Source organism: Streptomyces sp. NPDC006450 (assembly GCF_040612195.1).
GTDB lineage: Bacteria > Actinomycetota > Actinomycetes > Streptomycetales > Streptomycetaceae > Streptomyces.
This window is the reverse complement of the sequence record NZ_JBEXPT010000007.1, coordinates 22,394-47,568: the sequence shown is the minus strand read 5'-3', so window position 1 is coordinate 47,568 and position 25,175 is coordinate 22,394. Positions and strand designations below refer to the sequence as shown.

Sequence of the window (25,175 nt, the reverse complement as noted above, 5' to 3'; positions counted from 1 at the left end):
GCCCCGGCCCCGGCCCCGGCACCGGCCCCGACCCCGGCCCCGGCAGGGTCAGCGGAGCTCGTCGGACAGCAGCCCCATGGTGAACATGTCGAACCAGCGGCCGTCGCGGCGGAAGACCTGGCGGAGGCGGCCCTCCTCGACGAAGCCGACCTTCTCGTAGGCCTTGCGCGCGGCACGGTTCTCGGTGACCACGGTCAGCGTCACCTTGTGCAGGCGCATGTCCTCGAACCCGTAGCGACAGACCGTGCGCACCGCGTCGGTGGCGTAGCCGCGGCCCCAGTACTCCTTCTCGCCGAGATAGATGTCGAGTTTCGCGATGCCCTTCTCGGGGGCCGTGTCGTGCAGGGTGACCAGCCCGATGAGCTTGCCGTCGGCGAGTGCCTCGACGCCGAGGAGCAGGTCGTCGTAGGAGTTGCGGGGGCGGTCGGCCAGCCACGTGCGGACGCGCTCCACCGTCTGGGGGTGCTGGTCGTCCATCCAGCGCATGACCTCGGGGTCGTGGTTCCAGCGCCACAGGGCCTCGGCGTCCCCGGGGCCCATGGCCCGCAGTCTCACCAGTTCTCCGAGCGCCATGCCCACCACACCTCTGGTCCATCTCGTGATCGTTTCGCGAACCATGAAGGGGTACCACGGCCGGGCTCGCACACTCAATCCAATTCGGCGAGCTCCGTTTCCTGGAGGCGGCGCAGGACGAGGTGTTCGTGGAGGAGCCGGCCGACCAGAGCGCCGCCGTAGACCACGAAGCCGACGCCGACCAGCCAGGACTGGACGACCAGAAGGGTGCCGAAGGGGCCGTAGGTCACGGCGTTGGAGGCGATCAGAGGGGAGAACACCAACTGTGAGAAGACCCGCAGTCCGAGGAGTCCCAGGCTGGTGACCACGGCGCTCGGGAGCAGGGCGCGCCAGCGGACACGGCCGCCGAGGAGCAGCCGCTGGGAGGTCCAGAAGAACAGGCAGGTGCCGATGAGATCGCCCGTGGCCCCCAGGACCGTGCCGGCCGCGCCGACCGAGGGAGCGGGGATCTCGACCAGCAGGGCGAGGTAGCAGACCAGCAGGGCCAGCCAGATGACGTGCCGCCACATGGTGTGCCAGCGGGCTGTCGGGAGGTCCCAGGCCTTCTCGTACCCGGTCTGCACGGCGGAGCCGAAGGTCAGACCGAAGACGGCGAGGGCGGCGAGGCCGAACCCCGTGGTCCGCTCCAGCGCGAGGTCCGCGGCCCCGAACAGCATCTCCACCCGCTCCCGGGAGGACGCCGTCACCCCGAGGGCCTGACCGAGCCAGCGGCCGAAGCCGGAGCCGCTGCCCGGCGCGGCGGCCGCGACGACGACGAGCAGCGGCACCAGGGTGAGGAAGCCGAGGGCGGCGAAGCCCATGGCCCGGTGCATCAGCTCCATCTCCCGCCCACGGCTCCATGCCAGCCCGGCCTGGGAAGCCTGGAGCCGGTCGTGGAGCCGTCGGAAGGTCGAGGTCACGCCTGTTTCCCTACCCGGAGGGGCCCGCGGCTTCCCGGGAGGCCCCCCGAGTGGGCCCGAAGGGGTGGATCCGACGGCGGTCCGGCCCTCCGGCGGAGGCGCTCGTCCGTCCTGTGTGCGCCCCAGGGCCAAGCTCAGGGCCAGGGTCCAGGTCCAGGTCCAGGGTCAGGGTCAGGGTCAGGGCCAGGGCCAGAGCGAGAGCCAGGGGTCAGGGCCAGGAGTCAGGGCCAGGGGTCAGGGTCAGGCATCCCGGAGGTCGACCACCCGCTTGATCTTGCCGACGGATCGCTCCAGCGTCTCCGGATCCACCACCTCCACCGCCACCGAGACTCCGATGCCCTCCTTGACGGCCCGCACCACCGAGGCCGCCGCGGCTTCCCGCTGGCCGGCGTCGCTCTCGCGGCGCGCCTCCACCCGTACCGTCAGGGCGTCCAGCCGGCCCTGCCGGGTCAGCCGGAGCTGGAAGTGGGGCGCCAGGGCCGGGGTCCGCAGGAGCACCTCCTCGATCTGGGTGGGGTAGAGGTTCACCCCGCGCAGGATGATCATGTCGTCGCTGCGGCCGGTGATCTTCTCCATGCGGCGGAAGGCCGGCCGGACGGTGCCGGGAAGCAGCCGGGTCAGGTCCCGGGTGCGGTAGCGGATGACGGGCATCGCCTCCTTGGTGAGCGAGGTGAAGACCAGTTCCCCGGGCTCGCCCTCCGGCAGCACGGCGCCCGTCAGCGGGTCGACCACCTCTGGATAGAAGTGGTCCTCCCATATGTGCAGACCGTCCTTGGTCTCGGAGAACTCCTGTGCGACACCCGGGCCCATCACCTCCGAGAGCCCGTATATGTCCACCGCGTCGATGTTCAGCCGCTCCTCGATCTCGCGGCGCATCTCCTCCGTCCACGGCTCGGCACCGAAGATCCCCGTGCGGAGGGAGGTGGCGCGGGGATCGATGCCCTGGCGCTCCATCTCGTCCAGCAGGGTCAGCATGTAGGAGGGGGTCACCATGATGACCTCCGGCCGGAAGTCCTCGATCAGCCGGACCTGGCGGTCCGTCATGCCCCCCGAGGCGGGGACGACCGTACAGCCCAGGCGCTCCGCGCCGTAGTGCGCGCCCAGGCCCCCGGTGAACAGTCCGTACCCGTAGGCGATGTGGACGATCTGGCCGGGCCTGCCGCCCGCCGCACGGATCGAGCGGGCGACGACGTCCGCCCAGGTGGACAGGTCCCCGTCCGTGTATCCGACGACGGTCGGGCGGCCCGTGGTGCCACTGGACGCGTGGATGCGGCGGACCTCGGTGCGCGGTACGGCGAACATGCCGAAGGGGTACTGGTCGCGCAGATCGGACTTGGTGGTGAAGGGGAACAGGGCGAGATCCGAGAGGGAGCGGCAGTCGTCGGGATGCAGACCGGCCTTGTCGAAGGCCTGCCGGTAGAAGGGAACCCGGTCGTACGCCCGGCGCAAGGTCGCCCGGAGCCGGGTCAGCTGGAGCGCCGCCAGCTCGTCCCGGCCCATCAGCTCGCCCTCGTCCGCACCGCCGTCGTGGCCCTGCGCGTACGTCCCCATGCCGCCCACCCCTTCTCCGAGTCAACCGACCGATCATTCGGTAGATTGCCGGACCTCGGCGGTCAAATCAATTACTCGAACGGGTGATCGTCTGCTGGGATGGTGCCCATGTCGACCTCCACGCCCTCCACCTGCACCTTTGCTTTCACCACCCCAGACGGAACCGAACTTGCGTACCACGTCCAGGGTGAGGGGGAGCCGCTCGTCTGCCTCCCCGGGGGCGCCATGCGGGCCTCCGCCTACCTGGGCGACCTCGGCGGACTGTCCGCCGGGCGCCGGCTGATCCTGCTCGACCTGCGCGGCACCGGCGACTCCGCCGTTCCGGCCGACATCTCGACGTACCGGGTCGACCACCAGGTGGCGGACGTCGAGGCGTTGCGCATCCACCTCGGCCTGGACAGCGTCGACGTGCTCGCCCACTCCGCCTCCGGCAACCTGGCCCTGCTCCACGCGGCGGCGCACCCGCGACGGGTGCGCCGACTGGCCCTGATCACGCCGACCTGCTGGGCCGTGGACCTCGCGGAGTCCCCGGAATCCCGCCTCGCGGACGTCCGCCGGAGAGCCGGCAGCGAGCCCTACGACACGGCCATCGCGGCCTACGAGCGGGCGCTGGCCGCCCTGGCCGCCGGAGGCGTCCCCGACGAGGCCGACTGGACGGCGGCGATGCCGCTCGCCTACGGCCGCTGGGACGAGGCGGCGCGCGCCCACGCGGCACTGAGCCCGGTCCAGAAGAACGCCGGGGCCTCCGCCGCCTTCGCCGGTCCGGGCGCCTTCGATCCGCCCGCCACCCGGGCCGCGCTGGGCCGGTTCGCCGGAGAGGTGCTCGTCCTGGCCGGGGAACTGGACTCCAACCCCTCCCCGGCCCTCGCCGCCCGGCTCGCGCAGCTCTTCGCGCGGGGCGTCGTCGACGTACAGCCGGGCGGCGGGCACTTCCCGTGGCTGGACGAAGCGGCGTGGTTCACGGCCCGCGTCGAGCGGTTCCTGGCGACCGGGGCCTGAGCGGCGGCCACCCGGCCGGGGGCGTCCGGGCGAAGCGGACGCCCCCGGCGCAGGAACGCCTACGAACACGCCCGCGGGCCGGGACCCCTCAGGGTCCCGGCCCGCCGGCCTGCGCAGCGCGGGGTCAGCTCGCGGCGTCCGTGTCCGCCTCCGTGGCCACCGACTTCGCCCACCGGTAGTCCGCCTTGCCGCTCGGGGAGCGCTGGATGGCGGGGGCGACGACGAGCTGGCGCGGGATCTTGTAGCCCGCCAGCTTCGTGCGGCAGTGGGCCTGTATCTCGTCCAGCGTCGGATCGGCGGCGCCCTCGCGGATCTGGACCACCGCCGCCACGTGGCTGCCCCACTTCGGGTCCGGGACCCCGGCGACCAGGGCGTCGTAGACGTCAGGGTGGGACTTCAGCGCCTGCTCGACCTCCTCCGGGTACACCTTCTCGCCGCCCGTGTTGATGCACTGGGAGCCGCGGCCGAGGACGGTGACGATGCCCTGCTCGTCCACGGTCGCCATGTCACCGAGCAGCACCCACCGCTCGGATCCCTTCTGGAAGAAGGTTTCGGCGGTCTTGGCGGGGTCGTTGTAGTAGCCGAGCGGGACGTACCCGCGCTGCGCGAGCCGTCCCGGCTCGCCGACCGGCACCGGCTCGTGGGTGACGGGGTCGACCACCTGCGTCCGCTCGTTGACCTCCAGCCGGAAACCCTTCTCCGGGCTGGAGTCGTTCGTCGCGCGGCCGTTCGAGCCGGACTCGGACGAGCCGAAGTTGTTCAGGAGCAGCACGTTCGGCACGAGTGCCTGGAACTCGGCGCGCACCGTCTCCGACATGATCGCGCCGGAGGAGGAGACGCTGAAGAGGGAGGACAGGTCGGTGCCCTTCAAGGGCCCGTTGAGGGCGTCGATGAGCGGCCGCAGCATGGCGTCGCCCACCAGCGAGACACTGGAGACCTTCTCCTTCTCGATCGTGCGCAGCACCTCCTCGGGCGCGTACTTGCGGTGGATGACCACCCGCTGCCCGTAGTTGAAGGCGATGAAGGACGTCAGCGTGGACGTGCCGTGCATCAGCGGCGGCGCGGGGAAGAAGGTCAGCCCGGCGCCCTTCGATGCCACCCGCTCGGCCAGTTCCTCGGGCCGCTTCACCGGTTCACCGGACGGTTCGCCGCCGAAGAGGCCGGCGAAGAAGAGGTCTTCGGCGCGCCACATGACGCCCTTGGGCATACCGGTCGTGCCGCCCGTGTAGATGATGAACAGGTCGTCGGGGGAGCGGGGCGGGAAGCCGCGGTCCGGCGAGCCGGCCGCCTCCGCGTCGGCGTACGCGATGGGTGCGATCGCGGGCTCCGGGGCGCCCGCGGGGGTCGGCCCGACGCGGATCAGGTGACGGAGCTCGGTCGTCTGCGGGAGGGCCGCCGCGACCCGTTCGGTGAACTCGCCCTCGAAGACGAGCGCCGCGAGATCGGCGTCGTTGTAGAGGTAGACGAGCTCCTCCTCCACGTACCGGTAGTTCACGTTCACCGGTACCAGGCGGGCCTTCAGGCAGGCGATGACGGTCTGGAGGTACTCGACGCCGTTGTAGAGGTGCAGGCCCAGGTGCTCACCGGCCTTCAGGCCGCTGTCCAGCAGGTGGTGCGCGATGCGGTTCGCCGCCGCGTCCAGCTCCGCGTACGTGAGGCGGCGCTCGGCGCCGGTCCCGGGGTGGTCCACGTACACGAGGGCCTCGCGGTCCGGGACCACGTCCACGACCGACTCGAACAGGTCGGCAATGTTGTACTCCACCGGTCCTCCTGACCCAGAAAATCCCATGGCTGGTCTGCTCGGCGGTCATTAGAGCGTCGCCAACCCCAACAGGGAAGGGGACCGTCCAAGAAATCTGACTGGGTGTCAGAAAACTATTGAACTGCACCGGCCCCTCCTGCAACCTGTTCTAGGTCTTGAGACGGGAGGACGGCAATGGGTGGGACAGAACACCTGACCGTGGAACGCCACGGAGCCACGCTGGTGCTCACCATGAACAGGCCCGAGGCGAAGAACGCGCTCTCGCTGCCGCTGCTGGTGGGGCTGTACGACGGCTGGCTGGAGGCCGACGCGGACGACACGATCCGCTCGGTGGTGCTGACCGGGGCCGGCGGGGACTTCTGCGCCGGCATGGACCTGAAGGCGCTGGCCGGCAAGGGCATGGCGGGCGACCAGTACCGGGACCGGCTGAAGGCCGACCCGGACCTGCACTGGAAGGCGATGCTGCGCCACCACCGGCCGCGCAAACCCGTCATCGCGGCGGTGGAGGGCTACTGCGTGGCCGGCGGGACGGAGATCCTCCAGGGGACCGACATCCGGGTCGCGGGCGAGGGGGCCACCTTCGGGCTGTTCGAGGTCAAGCGGGGGCTCTTCCCCATCGGCGGCTCGACGGTACGGCTCCCGCGGCAGATCCCGCGGACGCACGCGCTGGAGATGCTGCTGACCGGACGGCCGTACGCGGCCGAGGAGGCGGCGCGGATCGGGCTCGTGGGGCGGGTGGTACCGGACGGGACGGCGCTCTCGGCTGCGCTGGAGATCGCGGAGACGATCAACGCGTGCGGGCCGCTGGCGGTGGAGGCGGTGAAGGCCTCCGTCTACGAGACGGCCGAGATGACGGAGTCGGAGGGACTGGCGGCGGAGCTGCTGCGGGGGTGGCCGATCTTCGACACCGCCGACGCGAAGGAGGGGGCGCGGGCGTTCGCCGAGAAGCGGCCCGCGCTGTATCGGCGGGAGTAGCCCGGCTGCGGCCCGGCTGCGGCCCGGCCCGGCCCGTGCGTGTGCGGGCGCCCGTGGCCGTGTCGGTGGTACCGGACCGGGGCACGGGTGCGGCGCCGTTGCCGGGGACCAGTCCCCGGACCCCTGCGCCTCAAACGCCGGCGGGGCTGAATTGGGCCCGGCGGTGCCTGATTGGTTCGGCGGAGGCCGAGTTGGCCCCGGCAGATCTTGTTCGCCCGGCGGGGCGGAGAGCGTCCCGCCCCCTACATCGGAGACCCCACCCATGACAGCCGCGTCGCCACCCGAGATCCTCCGCGCGCCCCTCGTCGTCGAGTTCCCCTTCACCCGCTCCCTCGGTCCCGTGCAGAGCGCCTTCCTCACCGGGCTGCGCGAAGGGGTCGTTCTCGGGGTCACGACCGCCGACGGCAAGGTGATGGTGCCGCCCGTCGAGTACGACCCCGTCACCGCCGAGGAGATCCGCGACCTGGTCGAGGTCGGTACCACCGGGACCGTCACCACCTGGGCCTGGAACGGTTCGCCTCGCCCCAACCAGCCCCTCGCCACGCCCTTCGCCTGGGTGCTCGTCCGGCTCGACGGCGCCGACACCGCCATCCTGCACGCCCTCGACGCCCCCGGGCCCGAGGCGGTCGCCACCGGCATGCGGGTCCGCGTGCGGTGGGCCGGGGAGCGGACCGGGGCCATGACCGACATCGCCTGCTTCGAGCCCGCCGGGGACGGGGAGGCGGGTGCTCACGCGACGCCGCACAGCGGGGAGTTCGCCGACGCCGTCACCGGGATCGTCGCCGAGGCCCGCCTGGACTACACGTACAGCCCCGGCCGCGCGCAGACCGCGTACATCGCCGGGCTCTCCGAGCAGAAGACCATCGGCGAGCGCTGCCCCTCCTGCCACAAGGTGTACGTGCCCCCGCGCGGCGCCTGCCCCACCTGCGGGGTGGCGACGACCGACCGGGTCGAGGTCGGGCCGGCGGGCACCGTCACCACCTACTGCATCGTCAACATCAAGGCCAAGAACCTCGACATCGAAGTCCCCTACGTCTACGCCCACATCGCCCTCGACGGCGCCGGCCTCGCCCTCCACGGCCGGATCGGCGGAATCCCGTACGACCAGGTGCGGATGGGGCTGAGGGTCGAACCGGTCTGGACCGAGGGCGGGCGCTACCCCGACCACTACCGCCCCACCGGAGAGCCGGACGCGGACTACGACGTGTACAAGGAGCTCATCTGATGGCCCGATACGCCCGCGAGGTCGCGGTGGTCGCCTTCGCGCAGAGCGACCACCTGCGCCGTACAGACGAGCTCAGCGAAGTCGAGATGGTCATGCCGGTCCTGCACCAAGTGCTGGCCGCCACCGGCCTGAAGGCGGGAGAGATCGGCTTCACCTGCTCCGGTTCCAGCGACTACCTCGCCGGCCGGGCCTTCTCCTTCACCATGACCCTCGACGGGGTCGGCGCCTGGCCGCCCATCTCCGAATCGCACGTGGAGATGGACGGCGCCTGGGCCCTGTACGAAGCCTGGGTCAAGATCCAGACCGGCGAGGCCGACACCGCGCTCGTCTACTCCTACGGGAAGTCCTCGCCGGGGTCGGTGCGCGACGTGCTGACCCGCCAGCTCGACCCGTACTACGTCGCTCCGCTCTGGCCCGACTCGGTGGCCCTGGCCGCCCTCCAGGCCCAGGCGCTCATCGACGCGGGGGAGACCGACGAAGCCGGGCTCGCGGCGATCGGAGCCCGCAGCCGGGCCTCCGCGGAAACCAACCCGCACGCCCAGCTCAGCGGAGCCGTCGCGCAGGGCGGGTACCAGGTCGCGCCGCTGCGCACCGGCGACTGCCCGCCCATCGGCGACGGCGCGGCCGCCGTCATCCTGGCCGCCGGGGACGTGGCCCGCCGGCTGTGCGAGCGACCCGCCTGGATCACCGGCATCGACCACCGCATCGAGGCCCACAGCCTCGGGCTGCGCGACCTCACCGACTCCGCGTCGACGCGGATCGCCGCCGAGCACGCGGGCGTGTTCGAGGCTCCGGTGGACACCGCGGAACTGCACGCGCCGTTCTCCTCCCAGGAGGTCGTGCTCCGCAAGGCCCTCGGGCTCGGCGGGGACGTCGCCGTCAACCCCTCCGGCGGAGCGCTCGCCGCCAACCCGATCATGGCCGCCGGCCTGATCCGGATCGGCGAGGCGGCCGCCCGCATCCACCGCGGCGAGTCCGACCGGGCCGTCGCGCACGCCACCTCCGGCCCCTGCCTCCAGCAGAACCTGGTCGCCGTCCTGGAAGGGGACCGAGCATGAGCACGACGGGCAAGGAGCCGGTGGCCATCGTCGGCATCGGCCAGACCAAGCACGTGGCCGCCCGCCACGACGTCTCCATCGCGGGACTGGTACGGGAAGCCGCCGCGCGGGCGCTCGCGGACGCCGAGCTGACCTGGGCGGACATCGACGCGGTCGTCATCGGCAAGGCCCCCGACTTCTTCGAGGGCGTGATGATGCCGGAGCTGTACCTCGCGGACGCCCTCGGCGCCGTCGGCAAGCCCATGCTCCGCGTGCACACGGCCGGTTCGGTGGGAGGCTCCACGGCGCTGGTCGCCTCCAACCTGGTCGCCGCCCGCGTCCACCGCACGGTGCTGACCCTCGCCTTCGAGAAGCAGTCCGAGTCCAACGCCATGTGGGGGCTCTCGCTCCCCGTCCCCTTCCAGCAGCCGCTGCTGGCGGGGGCCGGCGGGTTCTTCGCCCCGCACGTGCGCGCGTACATGCGGCGCACCGGCGCCCCCGACACGGTGGGCTCGCTCGTCGCGTACAAGGACCGCCGCAACGCGCTGAAGAACCCGTACGCGCATCTGCACGAGCACGACATCACCCTGGAGAAGGTGCAGGCGTCCCCGATGCTGTGGGACCCGATCCGGTACTCCGAGACCTGCCCGTCCTCCGACGGGGCGTGCGCGATGATCCTCACCGACCGGGCGGGCGCGGCCCGTTCGCCGAAGCCGCCGGCCTGGGTGCACGGCGGGGCGATGCGCAGCGAGCCGACCCTCTTCGCGGGGAAGGACTTCGTGTCCCCGCAGGCGGGCAAGGACTGCGCGGCCGACGTCTACCGGCAGGCGGGGATCACCGATCCGCGCCGGGAGATCGACGCGGTGGAGATGTACGTGCCGTTCTCCTGGTACGAGCCGATGTGGCTGGAGAACCTCGGCTTCGCCGACGAGGGCGAGGGCTGGAAGCTCACCGAGGCCGGAGTCACCGAACTCGACGGGGACCTCCCCGTCAACCCGTCGGGCGGCGTGCTGTCCACCAACCCCATCGGCGCCTCCGGCATGATCCGCTTCGCGGAAGCGGCCCTCCAAGTGCGCGGCCAGGCGGGGGAGCACCAAGTCACGGACGCGCGGCGGGCGATGGGACACGCGTACGGCGGCGGGGCGCAGTTCTTCGCGATGTGGCTGGTCGGAGCGGAGCCGCCGGCCTCCTGAACGGAAGCCGGATTCCGGGGCAGGTGCCGTAACAGGCCACGAGTGACGCACCGTGGCCTGTGCGGCACGGCGTGCGATGGCTAACCTGGCGCCGGGACGACGAACCGGGAGTACCGGGAGGAGCACGCACGTGGCCGAGAGCATGACTTCGAAGGCGCCGGCCGGCTGGGGAAAGCCGGACATCGATCTGACCGAGGCGGACTGGCAGTCGAGCAGCCGGGGGGCGGGTGACGTCCAGATCGCCTTCGTGGAGGGGTTCATCGCGATGCGCAACGGCGACCGCCCCGAAAGCCCCTCGCTGATCTTCGCGCCGGACGAGTGGCGCAAGTTCGTCCTGAACGCACGGGGCGGGGAGTTCGACCTCACGTAGCCGGGGCCGGAACGGGTCGCGGCGCACCACCGGGGTCGGGGGCGGCCACCTTGCGGAGCCGCCGCCCCGGTGGCCGCCGGACCCGCATCCGGAGCTGCCCGCCCGCGTCCCCGGAACTCCCTTGCCGGACCCGGCAGGGCCCGGCATCATGGCCGCCATGACGATCACCCGCCGAAAGGGCGATGCCGCGTAGACGGCCCGGCGCGCTGCGCGCCGAACGAGGAACGTACGAGGACCGGCGGCCGCCCGCCTGGGCGTGGGAACTCCCGCCCGTGGACGGGCTGTCGCCCGATGCCGCCGCCGCGCACTGGGCCCGGCCCGGACAAGCCGACGAGATCGCGGAACTGCTGGGCCGCTACCGTGCCTTTCTGAGCCGCCCCGGCGGCTCCCTGCTCCTGGTCCCCTCCGAGTGCCCGGCCTGTCCCGGCTGCGCCCGCGACGACGTGGCCGTAGTCCGCGACGACCTGGGCGACCTGTACCGCGGCCTGCCACCGGTCGCACGCGCCGCCCTGGGCCGCGCGCTCCGGGGCCTGGACGCGCAGTTCCGCCGGCGCACGCTCCCGCACCCGGTCCCGTCCCCCGGGGGATGGGTGGACTGGAGCGGCCGTCCGCGCGCCTGGTGGCACCGGCGGCGCTACGAGGACGACTGACCCGGGGCGTCGCACCCGTGACCCGGGGGCGTCCTGCGGGCGTCGTGCGGGCCTTCGACTGGGGGCAAGGGGTGTCGTACCGGTCATAACGGCATGACCGGTACGGTAGGGGCATGAGTGGAGAAAGCGACCTGCAGAAGCTGCTGAGCGGAATGCGGCCCGAACTGAACGACGGGCTGTACGTGTTCTGCACCATCCCCGGCGACACCGACCCGGAAGCCCTGGCCGGGCTCACCCCCGTCGCCTCCGTCCTGGAACCCGAGGGGCTCACCCTCGTGCTGAGCCAGGAGGACGCGGACGGCGCCGGCCTCCCGTACACGTACACCGCGGGCTGGATCACCCTGCGCGTCCACTCCTCCCTCGACGCCGTCGGCCTCACCGCGGCCTTCGCCACCGAACTCGCGGCACACGGCCTGAGCTGCAACGTCATCGCCGGCTACCACCACGACCACCTCTTCGTGGACGCCGCCCGGGCCGCCGAGGCCGTGGCCGTCCTGGAAGCCCTCGCGAGCCGCTCCGCACAGGACTGAACCGGCGGGGGAAGCACACGAGGAGTCCCCGGAAAGAAGATCAGCTCGATTTGCCGCACCGGGCTTCCCGCGCGCGTGCGCGGGCGTACGCTGAACCCCCGAACAGGCCTGGGGGGTACCAGCCATGACGGAACGCCGGACCCGCAAACGGCGCACGCTGTTCGAACGCGACACGGAACTCACCGCCGTCGACGAAGCCCTGGAGCAGCTCACCGAGCCGGGCCCCGACGCCGGCGGAGCCCTGCTGGCCTTCTCCGGACCCGCCGGCCTCGGTAAGACCACGCTCCTCGCAGCAGTCCGCCGCCGTGCCCAGACCAAGGGCTGCACCGTCCTCGCGGCCCGCGGCGGCGAACAGGAACAGAGCCAGCCCTTCCACGTCGCCCGCCAGCTCATCCAGCCCCAACTGGCCGGCACCTCCGACGCGGAACTGCGCGAGGCCCTCGGCAGCTGGTACTCCATCGTAGGCCCCGCCCTCGGCCTCTGCGCGGCCGAACAAGGCGCCCCGCCCGACCCCCAGGGCCTGCGCGACGGACTGGACTGGGTCCTCACGCACCTCGTCGTGCAGCGCGCCCCCGTCGCCCTCGTCCTGGACGACGCCCACTGGGCGGACCCCGAATCGCTGTCCTGGCTCGCCGCCTTCGCCCCGCGCGCCGAACACCTCCCGCTCCTGCTCGTCGTGGCCTACCGCCCCGACGAACTGCCCGCGCACGCCGAGGCCTTCCGTACGCTGCCCGGCCGCGCGGGACACCGCCCGCTCACCCTCGCACCGCTCACCGCCGAAGCCGTCTCCGGCCTGGTCCGCGAAGCCGTCGGCGAACACGCCGACGAGGCGTTCTGCCGCGAGGCCTGGGCCGTCACCACCGGCAACCCCTTCGAAGCCGTCGAGCTCACCGCGAAGGTCCGGGACAAGGGCCTCGCGCCCGTCGAAGCCAGCGCCCCGCTGCTGCGCGACCTCGCCGCCGCCCAGCGCGGCAGCGGACTCGTCGCCCGCCTGCACAGCCTCGGCCCCTCCACCGTCCGCTTCGCCTGGGCCTGCGCCGTCCTCGGTACCGACATCCCCAGGGAACTCGCCGCCCGCGTCGCCGGACTCGGCACCGAGGAGGCCGTCGACGCCACCGGGCGGCTGCGCGACGCCCGCATCCTGTCGGCCGCCGCCGAGGAAGCGGACGAAGCCGGGCTGGAGTTCGTACACCCCCTCATCGCCACCGCCCTGTACCGCGCGATCCCCGACGCCCTGCGCGTCGCCCTGCACGGAAAGGCCGCCGCGGCCGTGGTCGACGCGGGACTCGGGCCCTCCGCCGCTGCCCGGCACCTGCTGGAGACCCACCCCGAGAGCGACCCCTGGGTGGTGCGCACCCTGCGCGAGGCCGCCGGTGAGAACCTCCGGGCAGGCGCCCCCGAAGCCGCCCGCCGCCAGCTCGCACGGGCCCTGCGCGAACCCCCGGACTTCGACGAGCGGGCGGCCGTCCTGTACGAACTGGGCTGCGCCTCCCTGCTCACCGAGCCCGCCAACACCGTCAACCACCTGCGCGCCGCCCTCGCGGAGCCCTTCGAGGACCCGGCGCTGCGCCAGGGCATCGTCATCCGGCTGGCCCAGGTCCTCTCGCACAGCGACCGGCTCGCCGAGGCCTCGGAATGCCTCGCCCGGGAGATCCCGCAGACCCAGGACGTGCGCGGCCGGCTGCGCCTGCAGTCCGAGCAGTTCATGTGGGACGCCTTCAACGCCGCCGAGCCCGACTCCCCGGCGCGCTCCCGGCGGCTCGCCAAGCTCGCCGACCGGCTGAGCGGGCGGGACCTCACCGAGCGGTACGTCATCGGGCTGCGCGCCTGGGACGCCTGCCTGCGCGGTGAGCCGGTCGACGTGGTCCTCCACCATGCCGGGCGGGTCCTGGAAACCGAGTTCAGCTGGGCGTACGCGGACCGGGGCTTCGAGGTTCCGGTGCTCGTCGCGATGGTGCACATGTACGCCGACCGGCCGGAGCGGGCCGAGGAACTGTTCGAGGCCGGCACCGCCGAGTTCGAGCGGCAGGGCTGGCGCGGGGCGCACCTGTCCTTCGCCTACAGCCTGCGCGCCTACATCCGCTACCGCCGGGGGCGGCTGGCCGAGGCGGAGGAGCTGGCGCGGGCCGGACTGCGCCTCGCCGAGCGCGTCGGGCGGCGTACGCCCGTGCACTGGTACGCCATCGCGATCCTCGTCGCCACCCTGCTGGCGCGGGGCCGGGCGGACGAGGCCTGGGAGCTGGCCCGGGAACACGAGTACGGGGAGCCCTTCCCCGCGGCGGTCGTCTTCCCCGACTCCCAGACCGTCTACGCGGAACTGTTGCTGGCCCGCGGCCAGGCGAAGGCCGCAGCGGCGGAGCTGGAGGCCGTGGACCGGCGGCTGACCCCCCGGGGGATCCAGAACCCGACCTGGTGCCCGTGGCAGCTCCACCTGGCCCGCGCGGTGGCCGCGGAGGACCCGGAGCGGGCGCGGGAGCTGGCCGAGGGCGCGGTACGCCGGGCCCGCGCCTTCGGGGCCGCGTCCGGGACGGGCCAGGCCCTGCGGGTGGCCGCGGAGGTGGCTGCGCCGCAGGACCGTGCGGCCCTCCTGGAGGAGGCGGTGGAGGTTCTGTCGGCTTCGCCGGCGGCCTACGAGCTGGCGCTCGCGCTGGCCGCGCTGGGGGAGGAGCGGGGGGACGCGGAGACCTTGCACCGGGCGGTTTCGGCGGCCCGTGCCTGCGGGGCGGACGGCCTGGTGGCCACCGCCACGGCGGCGCTGCTCGCGCGGGGCGGCACCCTGCCGTGCGACCCCGCACCCGAAGCCATCCCGGCCGGTCCCCGCTGACCGGTCCCCCGGCGTCCGCACGCCGTCGGGGCGGGTGCGGCTGGGGGCCTCGCTCCGCGCAGCGGAGCCACGGGCACCCGCAGCGGGGGGCACGGGTCGAGGGTGGAGGGCCGCGGGACGCGGCAGGGCACGTACCATGGCGGCATGTCCTTCCTCCGCCGCCACCGCGCCGCCACACCCGCCGGCCCGGACTTCGACGTCCTGGCCATGGACCCGGGGGACTGGCCGGGCAATCTCGGGGCCGGGCTGCTGCCCGCGCCCGACGGCAGCTGCCAGGGTGTCTTCCTCCGCTACGACCTGTTCGGCGGACGCGGCCCCGCAATGATCATCGGAAACCTCCCCGAGGGTTCCCCCGCGCGCGACCTCTCCGAGGGCCAGGTCCCCTTCGAGGTGGCCCAGCTCCTCGACGCCCTCGAGAACGACGAGGACGTCGAGGTCACCGGCGCCGAGGACTGCCCCGTCATGCAGGGCGACAACCTCCTCATCGTCCGCAAGGTCAAGCTCTCCGAGAGCCGGATCAGCTGCGTGCAGTTCGACCGCAGTGACAACGTGCTGGTCACCATCGCGAGCTGGGACCGGCCGATCACCGACGACCTCTACGCGCTGCTCAAGCCGCTCCCGGCCGAGCTCTTCCAGCAGGGCTAGCCGGCCGGCGGCCGCCCCGCGGCCGTCACGCGCCCGCGATGTCGTTGGCGGCCACGTAGCCGAACGTCATCGCGGGCCCGATCGTCGACCCGGCCCCCGCGTAGCTGTGCCCCATCACGGCCGCACTCGCGTTGCCCGCCGCCCAGAGGCCCGGGATCACGGATCCGTCCGCGCGCAGCGCGCGGGCCCGCGCGTCCGTGACGATGCCGCCCTTCGTCCCCAGGTCGCCCGGCACGATCTTGAAGGCGTAGAACGGCGGTGCCCAGACCGGGGCCAGACAGGAGTTCGGCGTGACGCCCGGGTCCGTGTAGTAGTGGTCGTAGGCGGTGTCGCCCCGGTGGAAGTCGGGGTCGGTGCCGTTCCACGCCTGGAGGTTGAACCGGTTGAGGGTGGAGCGCAGGGCGGCCGCCGGCACCCCGATCTGGTTGGCCAGCGCGTCCCAGGTCCACGCCTTCTTCGCCGCGCCCACCTGGTACCAGGAGTCGGGGAAGACGAGCGTCGGCAGGATGTCCTTGAACAGGTACTTGTTGCGGTAGTTCTGATCCACGATCAGCCAGGCCGGAATGTGCGAGCCGGTAGCATCCCGGTCCTTCTCGTACATCACGTGCACCACATCGCTGTACGGGGCCGCCTCGTTGACGAAACGGGCGCCCTTCGCGTTGACCATCAGGCCCCCGGGCAGGGTCCGTTCGGCCAGGCAGAAGTACGGCTCGTCGGGAAGGGGGATCGAGGGACCCCACCAGGCGTCGTCCATCAACGCGAGTGCCGCACCGGCCCGTTGGCCCGCCCGGATCCCGTCGCCCGTGTTCTCCTTCGCTCCGACCGACCACTGGGTGCCGATCGGCTGCTGCTGGTACTGGGCCCGCATCTGCGCGTTGTGCTCGAAGCCGCCCGAGCCGATGACCACGCCCTTGCGGGCCCGCACCACGCCCCGTACGCCCGCCTTCTCCACCACGACGCCGGTGACCGCGCCGCCCTCCTGGACCAGGTCGACGAGCGGGCTGTTCAGCCACACCGGGACCCCGGCCTGCAGCAGCCCGGCCCGCAGGCCGGCCGCCAGGGCCTGGCCCATGGTCAGCGGCTTCTGCCCGCACAGTGCGGCCGCCGTGCCGCGCGCCAGGCACTCCGTGGACACCGCGAGCCCCTTGGCGCTCACGGCGGCGAGGTTGAGCCACTTGTAGTCCTGGCTGAACACCACCATCCCGGCCGGCACGGGCATGTACGCCGGGTTCAGGTGCGCCAGTTCGGCGCCGAGGATGTTTCCGTCGATCTGGTCCGGCTCGATGGAGCGGCCGTTCGGGAGCCCGCCGGGGAGGTTCGGGTAGTAGTCGCTGTAGCCGTCCATGAAGCGGAAGCGCAGCGGGCTGTTGGCCATCACGAAGTCCAGCATCCGGGGCCCGTTGGCCAGGAAGGCCGCCTGCCGGTCCGCGGAGGAGCCGTTGCCGACCACGGCCGCCAGGTACTGCGCCGCCTTCGCCGGGGTGTCCGGGACGCCCGCGCCCAGGATCACCGAGTTGTTGGGCAGCCAGATCCCGGCGCCGGACCGGGCGGCCGAACCGCCGAAGGTCGGGGCCTTCTCGACCACGAGCACGCTCAGGCCCCGCTTGGCCGCGGTGAGCGCGGCGGTCATCCCGGCGGCTCCGGAGCCGACCACGACGACGTCGTACTCTCCGAGCGACGCGCTGTCGGCGTGCGCGGCTGCGGACGGCAGCACGGCGGCTGCCAGCGCCCCCGCGCCGGCCCCGGCGAGCACCGTCCGGCGGGAGGGGAGGGCGGAACTCGGTTCGGAACGCGCGGCGGAGGCGGTTCTCGCGGTCATGGGCAGGCTCCAGCGGAGAGGGGAGTGAGGGGTGGATCCAGCATTCTGATGCTGAGTCAGAAAAGGTCTTCGGGGGATCATGTGAAGTCAAGGCATACGCGCCAGTCGCACACCCGGTGCAGGCGAATCCGGTGCGGACATGGGAAATCCCGTGGTGCACGCACCGGATGTGCGCACCACGGGATCTCGGGGCCGGGCCGGGCCGACCGGGCCGGGTCACCTCACCGGTTGGGCGTGAAGTCCGCAGTCCGCGCGGCTCCCTCCCCGTCGCCGGCCGGGGCGTAGTTGGCGTTCGGGGTGGGGCCCGCGATCACCTGCGCGGACTCGTCCGCCGCCACGGCCGTCCCGGCGCTGGTCGCGGCGAGCCCTGCCGTCAGGGCGACGGCGGCCGCCAGATTGCGTATGCGCATGGTTTCCTCCCCTGTTCGTTCCGGCGTGCGCCGGAGCGGAACCCAGTGGGCAACACGCCGCAGTCCCGCGGCCGGACGAGCCGCGGGACTGCGGGACCGGCGGGCCAGGGGCCCTCGGGCGGCGAAGGTCAGCGCGTGCCCACCGCCGCGCGGACCGCCCTGCGGGCCATGCCCGCGTCGTCGTGCAGGCGGCGCAGGAGCAGGCGCTGCTCCTCGCCCGAGGACTGGGAGCCCACCGGCGGCGCCTGGGTAGGGGTGGTCGCCAGCATCGAGCGCTGCACGGCCGTCTCCGACATCCTGATCTCCCGGGTCAGGACCAGCATCAGGTTGACGAGGAACGCGTCCCGCGCGGCCGGTCCGGCCGCCTGCGCCAGACGGCTGATCTGGGATCGTGCTGCCGGGGCGTCGCCCAGCACGGTCCACAGGGTGGCCAGGTCGTAGCCCGGCCGGTACCAGCCCGCGTGCTCCCAGTCGAGGAGGACGGGACCCGTCGGGGACAGCAGCAGGTTCGACAGCAGCGCGTCGCCGTGGTTGAACTGCCAGGGGTTGCCGGACAGCTTCACGCCGTGCAGCAGCTTCTGCAGATCGCCGAAGTCCCGGTCGGTCAGCAGGCCGAGCTGGTAGTCCCGGGCGATCCGCCGGTCGTAGTCCAGCGGCCGCCCGAACAACTCGTCGGCGGGCCGCCAGCCGTTCACCTGGCGCACCGCTCCCAGCGCCGCCCGCAGGTCGGCCCGCGGCGGGGCCTCCACCGGATGCCGCTGGAGGGCGGCGACCCGGCCGGCCATCCGCTCGACGATCAGTACGCAGTTCTCCGGATCGGCGGCGATCAGCCGCGGCACCCGGACCTGGGGGCGGTGCCGGACGAACGTCCGGTACGTCGCTATTTCGTGCCGGTACCGCTCGCGCCACTCGGGCGAGTGATCCAGTAACACCTTCGCGACGGCCGTCATCCGTCCGGTGGTCCCCACCAGCAGGACCGACCGGCCGCTGCGGCGCAGTACCTGGACCGGCGCGAACTCCGGACAGATGCGCTGCACGGAGGCGAGTGCGGTGCGCAACTGCGCCCCCTGGGGGCCCGACAGGTCGATTCTCCCGCTGAGCGGCTGCGATCCGGTTCCCGGCATCCGCCGTGCCCGTACGGCGCCCTGCGCCGGGGCCGCGGGGCGGCCGGGTTCGAGGTAGGGGCCGCCGCCCGCGGGGAGCGTGCGGTGCGACCGGACCGGGGCGGACACGGAGGACGTGGCTGCGTACATGGCGTTACGGATCCCTTCGTGCGCCGACGAGTTCGTACGCCGCCCCGCCGGATCCCGTGCATCACCCTGGGGAGTTCCGCCGGTGACCGGGTCGGGGAGGCGCATTCCTACCTGACACCGGGGCGTGGGTGGCGGACCACATTGCGTGCCCTGGCGAACCCTGGCGAATAGTCGCTCGGCATCTGACGGGGGGCTACTGTCAACTCAGCCGAGAACCTGGGGGCTTGACGTGAGCAAAGGTCCAAACACCCGTCTGAACGACCTGTTCGGCCTGGCCGGCTGGTCGAAGGGCGAACTGGCGAGGATGGTCAACCGGCAGGCGGCCTCGATGGGCCACCACCAGCTGGCCACCGACACCTCGCGGGTGCGGCGCTGGATCGACATGGGGGAGACCCCGCGCGAACCGGTGCCCACGGTACTGGCAGCACTGTTCACCGAGCGGCTCGGTCGTGTCGTGACCATCGAGGACCTCGGGTTCGTACGACAACGGCGCACCGCCAAACGGCAACCGGACGGGGAGCAGGAGAACCCCGACGGAATGCCCTGGGCGCCCGAGCGCACAGCCGCGGTCCTCACCGAATTCACGGGAATGGACCTCATGCTCAACCGTCGCGGTCTGATGAGCGCGGGTGCCGCGCTCACCGCCGGCTCAGCCCTCAGCAACGCCATGTACGACTGGCTCCACACCGACCCCGCCCGCGGCAAGGAGGCGCAGCGTCACGCCGACGCCTTCCAGGCCGACTCCGCGGGCTACGACCGCTACGAGGCCGCGCCCATCGGCTCCCAGGAGATCGAGGCCCTGGAGCGTTCGGTGGACGTCTTCCGCGCCTGGGACGCCTCCAGAGGCGGCGGGCTCCAGCGCAAGGCCGTGGTCGGGCAGCTCAACGAGGTGGGCGGCATGCTCGCGTACCACCACCCCGACCACCTCCAGCGCAGGCTCTGGGGGGTGGCGGCCAACCTGGCCGTCCTGGCGGGCTGGATGTCCCACGACGTGGGTCTGGAGCCCACCGCGCAGAAGTACTTCGTCATCGCCGCGCACGCGGCCCGCGAGGGCGGCGACCGGCCGCGTGCCGGGGAGGCGCTCTCCCGCGCGGCCCGGCAGATGGTCCACCTCGGCAAGCCGAACGAGGCCCTCGACCTGATGAAGCTGGCACAGTCCGGCTCCGGCGAGCAGACCCTGCCCCGGACCCGCGCCATGCTCCACACCATCGAGGCCTGGGCGCAGGCCGCGCTCGGCAAGGGGCAGGCCATGCGCCGCACCCTGGGCGAGGCCGAGGACCTGTTCGTGTCCACCTCGGGTGACGTCCCGGCGCCGTCCTGGATGCAGCACTTCGACGAGGCCGATCTGCACGGCATGCAGGCGCTGGCCTTCCGTACCCTCGCCGACCACGACCCCTCGGCGGCGACCATCGCGCAGCAGCACGCGAAGGAGGCCCTGCGGCTGCGGGCGGACGGCCACCAGCGCTCGAAGATCTTCGACTACATCTCGATGGCCTCCGCCTGCTTCATCGCCGACGACCCGGAGCAGGCCGACCGCTACGCCCGCCTGGCCCTGGTCTCGATGAACGAGACCTCCTCGCACCGGACATGGGACCGGCTGCGCGAGATGTACCGGCTGACCGGCCAGTACTCCGGATTTGCCGGCATCGAGGAGCTCCGCGAGGAGATCAAGCTGGCCCTCCCGAACAGCCCCGTGGCACGGTCGGTCTGAGGCCGCACGGTCGGTCCGGGACCGGTGGTCGCCCGGGTCCCCGAGGACGGAAAAGGCCGCGCCTTCCGGCGCGGCCCCGAGTCCCGCGAATCGCCCGTCGGCTCCGCCCGCCGCTCGCTACGAGCCGATCCGGGCCACCAGGACGCAGGCGTCGTCCTCGCGTTCGCCTTCGCCGAACTCCCCGATCACCAGGCGCACGCAGTCCTGGGCGGACCGGGCGGCGGAGAAGTGCGGTGCCAGGGCCAGCAGCCGTTCGGTCCCGTCGGCCTTGCTGAACTCGATGCTGCGCGGCGTCAGTCCGTCGGTGTGCAGGACGAGTACGTCGCCGACCTCCAGCCGCTCCTCGGCCTGGCCGTACGTGGCTCCGGAGGTCGCTCCGAGCAGGACGCCCTCGGGCGGCAGCAGCGAACGGCCCTGGCCGCGCCGGAACAGCAGCGGGGCGGGGTGGCCGGCCTGGGCCCAGGACAGCACCCGGCGCGCGGGATCGTAGCGGCAGCACACCGCGGATCCCAGGGCGGGCTGGACGGAGGTCTCCAGGAGCTGGTTCAGCCAGCCCATCAGCGGGCCCGGCTCGATGCCGGCCATGGCCATCCCGCGCAGGGCGCCGAGCATCATCGCCATGCCGGAGGTCGCGGTCACCCCGTGCCCGGTGAGGTCACCCACCGTCAGCAGCAAGTTCCCGCGGGGGAGTTCGAGTGCGTCGTACCAGTCTCCACCGATGAGGGCGCTGGTCGCGGAGGGCAGATAGTGCGCTGCGAGGTCCAGCGCCCTGGTGTTGTCGTGCGGGAACCGCAGGGAGCCGCGCCACGGGGGGAGCACGGCTTCCTGCAGCTCGACCGCCAGCCGGCGCTCGGTCTGCGCGATCTCCTGCCGGCGCTGCAGCGAGTCCCGGGACTCGCGCACCGCCCGCTGGCTCCGGCGCAGTTCACTCACGTCCCGCAGCACGGCCCACATGGAGGCCGTGCAACCGTCGGAGTCGAGGACCGGCTCGCCCCTCATGTGCAGCGTCCGGACCCGGCCGTCGGCCCGGACGATGCGGAACTCGCCGTCTATCGGCTTGCCGTCCACCAGGCAGGCGGTCACCATCGCGGTCAGCAGCGGCTGGTCCTCGGAGAACAGGGTGGAACCCAGTTCGTCGAGGGGCAGCGCACCGGCCTCGGGCGAGCGGCCGAAGATCTGGAAGAGTTCGTCGGACCAACTGACCTCGTCCGTCAGCAGGTTCCACTCGGCACTGCCGACCCTGGTCTGCTGGGCCTCGGCCCCCGTCTCGGGGGCCGCCTGCGGCAGCTCGGCCGACTCGGGTGAGGCGGGCGGCAGCCCCTCCTTGAGCTGGCCGAGGTGCGCGCGGAGGTCGTCGAGGTGGTGGACGGCGAGATCGCACAGTGCGCGCTGCCAGCGGCCCTGCGCGTCGTCGTCGTCGACGACGGTGTCGCGCCGGACGGCGTCGACCTCTCCCCGGAGCCGGCGGGTCTGCGAGATCAGCGCGTCCACCGACCCTGGCTCGGGGGGTTGCGCGGGGCGGTCCGCGTACAAGTGGGACGGCATCTGAACTCCGATACAGGCGCGGCACGGCCAAGTCTGAGGAGGGACCGGTTCTGAAGGAAGGGCCGGTAACGACTGTGGCACAGCCTGCGACGGCCTGTAAGGCGTTTGGCAACATCTGTGCCGGACTTGCTTCGGGCATATGTCTGAGGCCTTCCGGTCCTCCTGGAGTGTGCGAACGAATCCGGTCAGCCCATGCCGACGGGCCGGCGAGCGGTCCCCGCCGGCCCTGGCCGTTCCCGCGCCGTCAGACGATGAGCGGTACCGGGTGGATCTCGCTTGCGGGGTGTCCCGTGCGCTCGTGGATGCGCTGGACCGCCTCCGCCGAGGGTGCCTCGGAGAGGCAGTAGACCGTGCCGGACGCGGGGTCGGCCCAGGCACGCTCGAAGTGCACGCGCTCTTCCTTCTCGATGGCCAGGTCGGCGTTGTGGGCGGCCTTCAGCTGCTCCGCGGTGATGCCGGTCATGCCGTGGTGGACGTCCATGTACTTCGTCACTGCCGCACACCTCCTCCATCTGTTGGGTGTGGCACTGCCGTCCTCTTTCCATCGTCCGCCCGCGGCCGGAAACCGGCCTTCCGGGCGAGGATGATCGATCGTACGGCCGAGGTGTACGAGGCACCGCTCCTGCGGTACCGGCGGAAGACGACGCGGACCCGGATCAACGCGACCGCGCCGGTACCGCCCGAACGAAGGACCCCGTGCCCCGTTTGCCGCCCGTTCGGCGCGCCGACGCGGCGCCGTGACGGTACGTCGGACATTGAGTCCGGATGTGACCCGGACTTCCCACCACACCCCCTGATCGCTACTCTACGTGCCGGTAATGAGCCGGGGAGGTCCGCTGGAGCGGGCCGCGCGCAGGGTGGGGACAACGACATGACCGGGCAGAGCCATGCGCCGACCGACGGGCAGAGCCGACGGTCCTTCCTCACGTATCTGGTCGCCGCTCCGACCCTCGCCCTCGTCACGCGCGCCGGCGCCGACCTCGTCGCCCCGCAGTCCGCGCACGCCGTGATCCCGACGCTGCCCGCCATCGCCGATCTGGTGGACCTCGGCGACCTGTTCATCCTGGCCGGCGCCCCCACCTCCGCTCTGCTCGCACTCGTCGTGGAGGCCGACGGAACGATCCGCTTCCGGCTGCCGCGCGAAGAGGTCGGCCAGGGGCTCACCACCGCCGTGGCGATGCTCGTCGCCGAGGAACTCGACGCCCCGCTGGCCGCCGTACAGGTCGAACTGGACGACGCGCGCCCCGAGCTGCTCTTCAACCAGCTCACCGGATCCTCCAACTCCATCCGCTCCCTCTACGGCCCGGTCCGCCAGTGCGCCGCGACCGCCCGGGCCCGGCTGGTCGCGGCCGGGGCCGTGCGCTGGAGCCTGTCGGCATCCACCCTGACCACGGCGAACGGCGCCGTGCGCGCCCCCGACGGCCGCACCGCCGCCTACGGCTCCCTCGCCGCGGCCGCCGCCGACCCCGCCCTGATCGTCCTCGGCGCCACCCCCAAGCCGGCGGCGAAGCACGCCCTGGTCGGCAAGCCCACCAGCCGGATCGACGCCCGCGCGATGGTCACCGGGGCCCAGCGCTACACCCTCGACCTGGACGTGCCCGGGGCCAAGCCCTGCGTGGTCCGCCGCCCGCCCACCCTCGGCGGCAGCGTCCGCTCCGTCGCCAACCTCGACGCCGTGCGGGCCATGCCCGGCGTCCTGCACGTGGTCACCGTCGCCACCGGGGTCGCCGTCGTCGCCGAGACCTTCGGCCAGGCCCTCGATGCCAAGGCCGCCCTCCAGGTCACCTGGGGCCCGGGCCCGGCCGACCAGCTCTCGGACGCTCAGGTCCGCAGCAAGCTGCGCGCCGCCACCCCGCCGCTGCTCGTGCCGCCGCTGCTCACCGCGCACGTGGACGCCGAGTTCGACTTCGCCTTCGTCAGCCACGCCCCGATGGAGACCAACTCGGCCGTCGCCGACGTGCGCGAGGACCGCGCCGAGATCTGGTCCGGCCTCAAATCGCCGATCGTGGCCCGCGAGACGATCGCCGCCGACCTCGGACTGCCCCTCGACAAGGTCACCGTCCACGTGGTGCAGGCCGGAGGCTCCTTCGGGCGGCGGCTGTTCTTCGACGCCGCCCTGGAGGCGGCCCGGATCTCCAAGGCCTGCCGCCGCCCGGTCCGGCTGATGTGGACCCGGGTGGACGACACCCGGCACGGCCGGATGCGCCCGGCCACCCACCACAAGATCCGTGCGACGCACCTGCTGGGCGAGGTGCTCAGCTTCGAACACCGGGTCGCCGCCGCGGAGACCGACTTCCGGCACGGACTCGGCGAGATCATCACCGCCACCGCCGCCAGCCTCCCGCTCGGCATCGGCAACGCCACCCTCGCCCAGACCCTGTTCCTCACCACGATCAAGTCCCCGTACCACTTCGGGCTCACCACGCAGGCGCTGACCGAGGTCCCGACCGGGGTTCCCACCGGGTCCTGGCGATCGGTGTACTCGGCGAACACCCGCGGGGCCGAGGAGATCGTGGTGGACGAGCTGGCCGCCGCGACGGGCCGGGACCCGTACCAGTTCCGCCGGACCTTCCTGAAGACGGCCGCCCAGCGCGCCGTACTCGACAAGGCCGCCACCGAAGGCGGCTGGGGCCGGGCCATGCCGGCCGGCTGCGCCCAGGGCATCGCGTTCCACGAGGAGTACAAGTCCCGGACGGCCTGCCTGGTCGAGATCGACACCAGGGACCCGGAGCACATCCGCGTCACGAAGGCGGTCATCGCCGTCGACGTGGGACTGCCCGTCAACCCGCGCGGTCTGGAGGCCCAGATGATCGGCGGTCTGACCGACGCGATCTCCACCACGCTCAAGGCCGGCCTGCACCTGGACAAGGGGCTTCCGCTGGAAGGCAGTTACAGCCAGTTCCACTGGGCGCGGCAGCGCGACACCCCGAAGGACGTACGCGTCTTCGTGCTCCCGGCGACCGGAACCGAGCCGGGCGGGGCCGGCGAGCTGGGCCTGCCCGCCGCCGTGGGCGCGATCGCCAACGCCTACGCCCGGGCCACCGGCACCAAGCCGCGCAGCTTCCCCCTCGACTTCGACGTCGACTTCATCCCCTACCCGCGCTGAACCGTCTCTTGCGGATGGTGCCGGGCCCGCGCCGCCCGGCACCGCACCGGACGACGCGGACCTGACCGACAACATCCCCCCGAAGAGACGACCTCCAG

21 protein-coding genes are annotated in these 25,175 nt (G+C 72.7%); 12 read left to right on the top strand and 9 right to left on the bottom strand.

Going from position 1 to position 25,175, the window contains the following annotated elements; genetic code table 11:
• Nucleotides 1–48 precede the first annotated feature (48 nt).
• The 3 genes from ABZY57_RS04845 to paaK form a co-directional block, all read right to left on the bottom strand.
• Nucleotides 49–573, bottom strand: coding sequence for a GNAT family N-acetyltransferase (locus ABZY57_RS04845; protein WP_356508174.1), 525 nt, complete (start codon nt 571–573; stop codon nt 49–51).
• A gap of 74 nt (nt 574–647) precedes the next feature.
• Nucleotides 648–1,472, bottom strand: coding sequence for a YhjD/YihY/BrkB family envelope integrity protein (locus ABZY57_RS04840; RefSeq protein ID WP_356508172.1), 825 nt, complete (start codon nt 1,470–1,472; stop codon nt 648–650).
• A gap of 240 nt (nt 1,473–1,712) precedes the next feature.
• Nucleotides 1,713–3,023 carry a phenylacetate--CoA ligase PaaK gene (paaK, locus tag ABZY57_RS04835; protein ID WP_356508170.1) on the bottom strand — a complete coding sequence of 437 codons (1,311 nt, stop codon included), beginning with the start codon at nt 3,021–3,023 and terminating at the stop codon, nt 1,713–1,715.
• A 108-nt stretch (nt 3,024–3,131) separates the two neighbouring features.
• On the opposite strand from paaK, the gene ABZY57_RS04830 reads away from it, so the two are divergent.
• Nucleotides 3,132–4,022, top strand: coding sequence for an alpha/beta hydrolase (locus ABZY57_RS04830; RefSeq protein ID WP_356508168.1), 891 nt, complete (start codon nt 3,132–3,134; stop codon nt 4,020–4,022).
• A 124-nt stretch (nt 4,023–4,146) separates the two neighbouring features.
• Here the strand turns inward: ABZY57_RS04830 and ABZY57_RS04825 are convergent, their stop codons facing one another.
• The gene (locus tag ABZY57_RS04825; RefSeq protein WP_356508166.1) at nt 4,147–5,784 is read right to left on the bottom strand and encodes an acyl-CoA synthetase; all 1,638 of its coding nucleotides are present in this window, start codon (nt 5,782–5,784) and stop codon (nt 4,147–4,149) included.
• Between the two features lie 174 nt (nt 5,785–5,958).
• Between ABZY57_RS04825 and ABZY57_RS04820 the strand changes: the two genes are divergently transcribed.
• The 9 genes from ABZY57_RS04820 to ABZY57_RS04780 all read left to right on the top strand — a co-directional run bounded on the left by ABZY57_RS04820 (nt 5,959) and on the right by ABZY57_RS04780 (nt 15,233).
• On the top strand, nt 5,959–6,759 hold the full coding sequence (locus tag ABZY57_RS04820; protein ID WP_356508164.1) for a crotonase/enoyl-CoA hydratase family protein: 801 nt from the start codon (nt 5,959–5,961) through the stop codon (nt 6,757–6,759).
• A gap of 262 nt (nt 6,760–7,021) precedes the next feature.
• Entirely contained in the window at nt 7,022–7,984 is a 963-nt protein-coding gene (locus ABZY57_RS04815; protein ID WP_356508162.1) for an OB-fold domain-containing protein, read from the top strand.
• Nucleotides 7,984–9,042, top strand: coding sequence for a thiolase domain-containing protein (locus ABZY57_RS04810; RefSeq protein ID WP_356508160.1), 1,059 nt, complete (start codon nt 7,984–7,986; stop codon nt 9,040–9,042). The genes ABZY57_RS04815 and ABZY57_RS04810 overlap by 1 nt, the downstream gene beginning before the upstream one ends.
• Nucleotides 9,039–10,214 carry a thiolase domain-containing protein gene (locus tag ABZY57_RS04805; RefSeq protein WP_356508158.1) on the top strand — a complete coding sequence of 392 codons (1,176 nt, stop codon included), beginning with the start codon at nt 9,039–9,041 and terminating at the stop codon, nt 10,212–10,214. Before ABZY57_RS04810 ends, ABZY57_RS04805 begins: the two co-directional genes overlap by 4 nt.
• 130 nt (nt 10,215–10,344) lie before the next feature.
• Entirely contained in the window at nt 10,345–10,584 is a 240-nt protein-coding gene (locus tag ABZY57_RS04800) for a DUF397 domain-containing protein (RefSeq protein ID WP_356508156.1), read from the top strand.
• A gap of 182 nt (nt 10,585–10,766) precedes the next feature.
• Nucleotides 10,767–11,234: a hypothetical protein gene (locus ABZY57_RS04795; protein WP_356508154.1), complete on the top strand. Its 468-nt coding sequence runs from the start codon at nt 10,767–10,769 to the stop codon at nt 11,232–11,234.
• Between the two features lie 113 nt (nt 11,235–11,347).
• Complete coding sequence (locus ABZY57_RS04790; protein WP_356508152.1) at nt 11,348–11,764, top strand: ACT domain-containing protein; 417 nt, start codon at nt 11,348–11,350, stop codon at nt 11,762–11,764.
• Nucleotides 11,765–11,888: 124 nt separating this feature from the next.
• Complete coding sequence (locus tag ABZY57_RS04785) at nt 11,889–14,588, top strand: AAA family ATPase (RefSeq protein WP_356508150.1); 2,700 nt, start codon at nt 11,889–11,891, stop codon at nt 14,586–14,588.
• Between the two features lie 144 nt (nt 14,589–14,732).
• On the top strand, nt 14,733–15,233 hold the full coding sequence (locus ABZY57_RS04780) for a hypothetical protein (RefSeq protein WP_266911468.1): 501 nt from the start codon (nt 14,733–14,735) through the stop codon (nt 15,231–15,233).
• Between the two features lie 25 nt (nt 15,234–15,258).
• On the opposite strand, the gene kstD is transcribed toward ABZY57_RS04780, so the two are convergent.
• From kstD to ABZY57_RS04765, 3 genes are all read right to left on the bottom strand, one after another.
• On the bottom strand, nt 15,259–17,052 hold the full coding sequence (kstD, locus tag ABZY57_RS04775; RefSeq protein ID WP_356508147.1) for a 3-oxosteroid 1-dehydrogenase: 1,794 nt from the start codon (nt 17,050–17,052) through the stop codon (nt 15,259–15,261).
• 221 nt (nt 17,053–17,273) lie between these two features.
• Complete coding sequence (locus ABZY57_RS04770) at nt 17,274–17,462, bottom strand: hypothetical protein (RefSeq protein WP_356508145.1); 189 nt, start codon at nt 17,460–17,462, stop codon at nt 17,274–17,276.
• A gap of 128 nt (nt 17,463–17,590) precedes the next feature.
• The gene (locus tag ABZY57_RS04765; RefSeq protein WP_356508143.1) at nt 17,591–18,715 is read right to left on the bottom strand and encodes an aminoglycoside phosphotransferase family protein; all 1,125 of its coding nucleotides are present in this window, start codon (nt 18,713–18,715) and stop codon (nt 17,591–17,593) included.
• 229 nt (nt 18,716–18,944) lie between these two features.
• Between ABZY57_RS04765 and ABZY57_RS04760 the strand changes: the two genes are divergently transcribed.
• On the top strand, nt 18,945–20,426 hold the full coding sequence (locus ABZY57_RS04760; RefSeq protein ID WP_356508141.1) for a hypothetical protein: 1,482 nt from the start codon (nt 18,945–18,947) through the stop codon (nt 20,424–20,426).
• 117 nt (nt 20,427–20,543) lie between these two features.
• Here the strand turns inward: ABZY57_RS04760 and ABZY57_RS04755 are convergent, their stop codons facing one another.
• A complete protein-coding gene (locus ABZY57_RS04755) occupies nt 20,544–21,971 on the bottom strand; it encodes a SpoIIE family protein phosphatase (RefSeq protein ID WP_356508139.1) in 1,428 nt (475 codons plus the stop codon).
• A 244-nt stretch (nt 21,972–22,215) separates the two neighbouring features.
• Entirely contained in the window at nt 22,216–22,464 is a 249-nt protein-coding gene (locus tag ABZY57_RS04750) for an SCO4226 family nickel-binding protein (RefSeq protein ID WP_356508137.1), read from the bottom strand.
• Nucleotides 22,465–22,842: 378 nt separating this feature from the next.
• On the opposite strand from ABZY57_RS04750, the gene ABZY57_RS04745 reads away from it, so the two are divergent.
• Complete coding sequence (locus ABZY57_RS04745) at nt 22,843–25,077, top strand: molybdopterin cofactor-binding domain-containing protein (protein ID WP_356508135.1); 2,235 nt, start codon at nt 22,843–22,845, stop codon at nt 25,075–25,077.
• The last annotated feature ends 98 nt before the right edge of the window (nt 25,078–25,175 follow it).

Excerpts from the sequence above, each read along its gene's own strand:
- paaK (WP_356508170.1), bottom strand. The coding sequence starts at position 3,023 with ATGGGGACGTACGCGCAGGGCCACGACGGCGGTGCGGACGAGGGCGAG.
- ABZY57_RS04745 (WP_356508135.1), top strand. The coding sequence starts at position 22,843 with ATGACCGGGCAGAGCCATGCGCCGACCGACGGGCAGAGCCGACGGTCC.
- ABZY57_RS04830 (WP_356508168.1), top strand. The coding sequence starts at position 3,132 with ATGTCGACCTCCACGCCCTCCACCTGCACCTTTGCTTTCACCACCCCA.
- ABZY57_RS04785 (WP_356508150.1), top strand. The coding sequence starts at position 11,889 with ATGACGGAACGCCGGACCCGCAAACGGCGCACGCTGTTCGAACGCGAC.
- kstD (WP_356508147.1), bottom strand. The coding sequence starts at position 17,052 with ATGACCGCGAGAACCGCCTCCGCCGCGCGTTCCGAACCGAGTTCCGCC.
- ABZY57_RS04845 (WP_356508174.1), bottom strand. The coding sequence starts at position 573 with ATGGCGCTCGGAGAACTGGTGAGACTGCGGGCCATGGGCCCCGGGGAC.
- ABZY57_RS04755 (WP_356508139.1), bottom strand. The coding sequence starts at position 21,971 with ATGCCGTCCCACTTGTACGCGGACCGCCCCGCGCAACCCCCCGAGCCA.
- ABZY57_RS04820 (WP_356508164.1), top strand. The coding sequence starts at position 5,959 with ATGGGTGGGACAGAACACCTGACCGTGGAACGCCACGGAGCCACGCTG.
- ABZY57_RS04815 (WP_356508162.1), top strand. The coding sequence starts at position 7,022 with ATGACAGCCGCGTCGCCACCCGAGATCCTCCGCGCGCCCCTCGTCGTC.
- ABZY57_RS04795 (WP_356508154.1), top strand. The coding sequence starts at position 10,767 with ATGCCGCGTAGACGGCCCGGCGCGCTGCGCGCCGAACGAGGAACGTAC.
- ABZY57_RS04790 (WP_356508152.1), top strand. The coding sequence starts at position 11,348 with ATGAGTGGAGAAAGCGACCTGCAGAAGCTGCTGAGCGGAATGCGGCCC.
- ABZY57_RS04765 (WP_356508143.1), bottom strand. The coding sequence starts at position 18,715 with ATGTACGCAGCCACGTCCTCCGTGTCCGCCCCGGTCCGGTCGCACCGC.
- ABZY57_RS04780 (WP_266911468.1), top strand. The coding sequence starts at position 14,733 with ATGTCCTTCCTCCGCCGCCACCGCGCCGCCACACCCGCCGGCCCGGAC.
- ABZY57_RS04770 (WP_356508145.1), bottom strand. The coding sequence starts at position 17,462 with ATGCGCATACGCAATCTGGCGGCCGCCGTCGCCCTGACGGCAGGGCTC.
- ABZY57_RS04810 (WP_356508160.1), top strand. The coding sequence starts at position 7,984 with ATGGCCCGATACGCCCGCGAGGTCGCGGTGGTCGCCTTCGCGCAGAGC.
- ABZY57_RS04805 (WP_356508158.1), top strand. The coding sequence starts at position 9,039 with ATGAGCACGACGGGCAAGGAGCCGGTGGCCATCGTCGGCATCGGCCAG.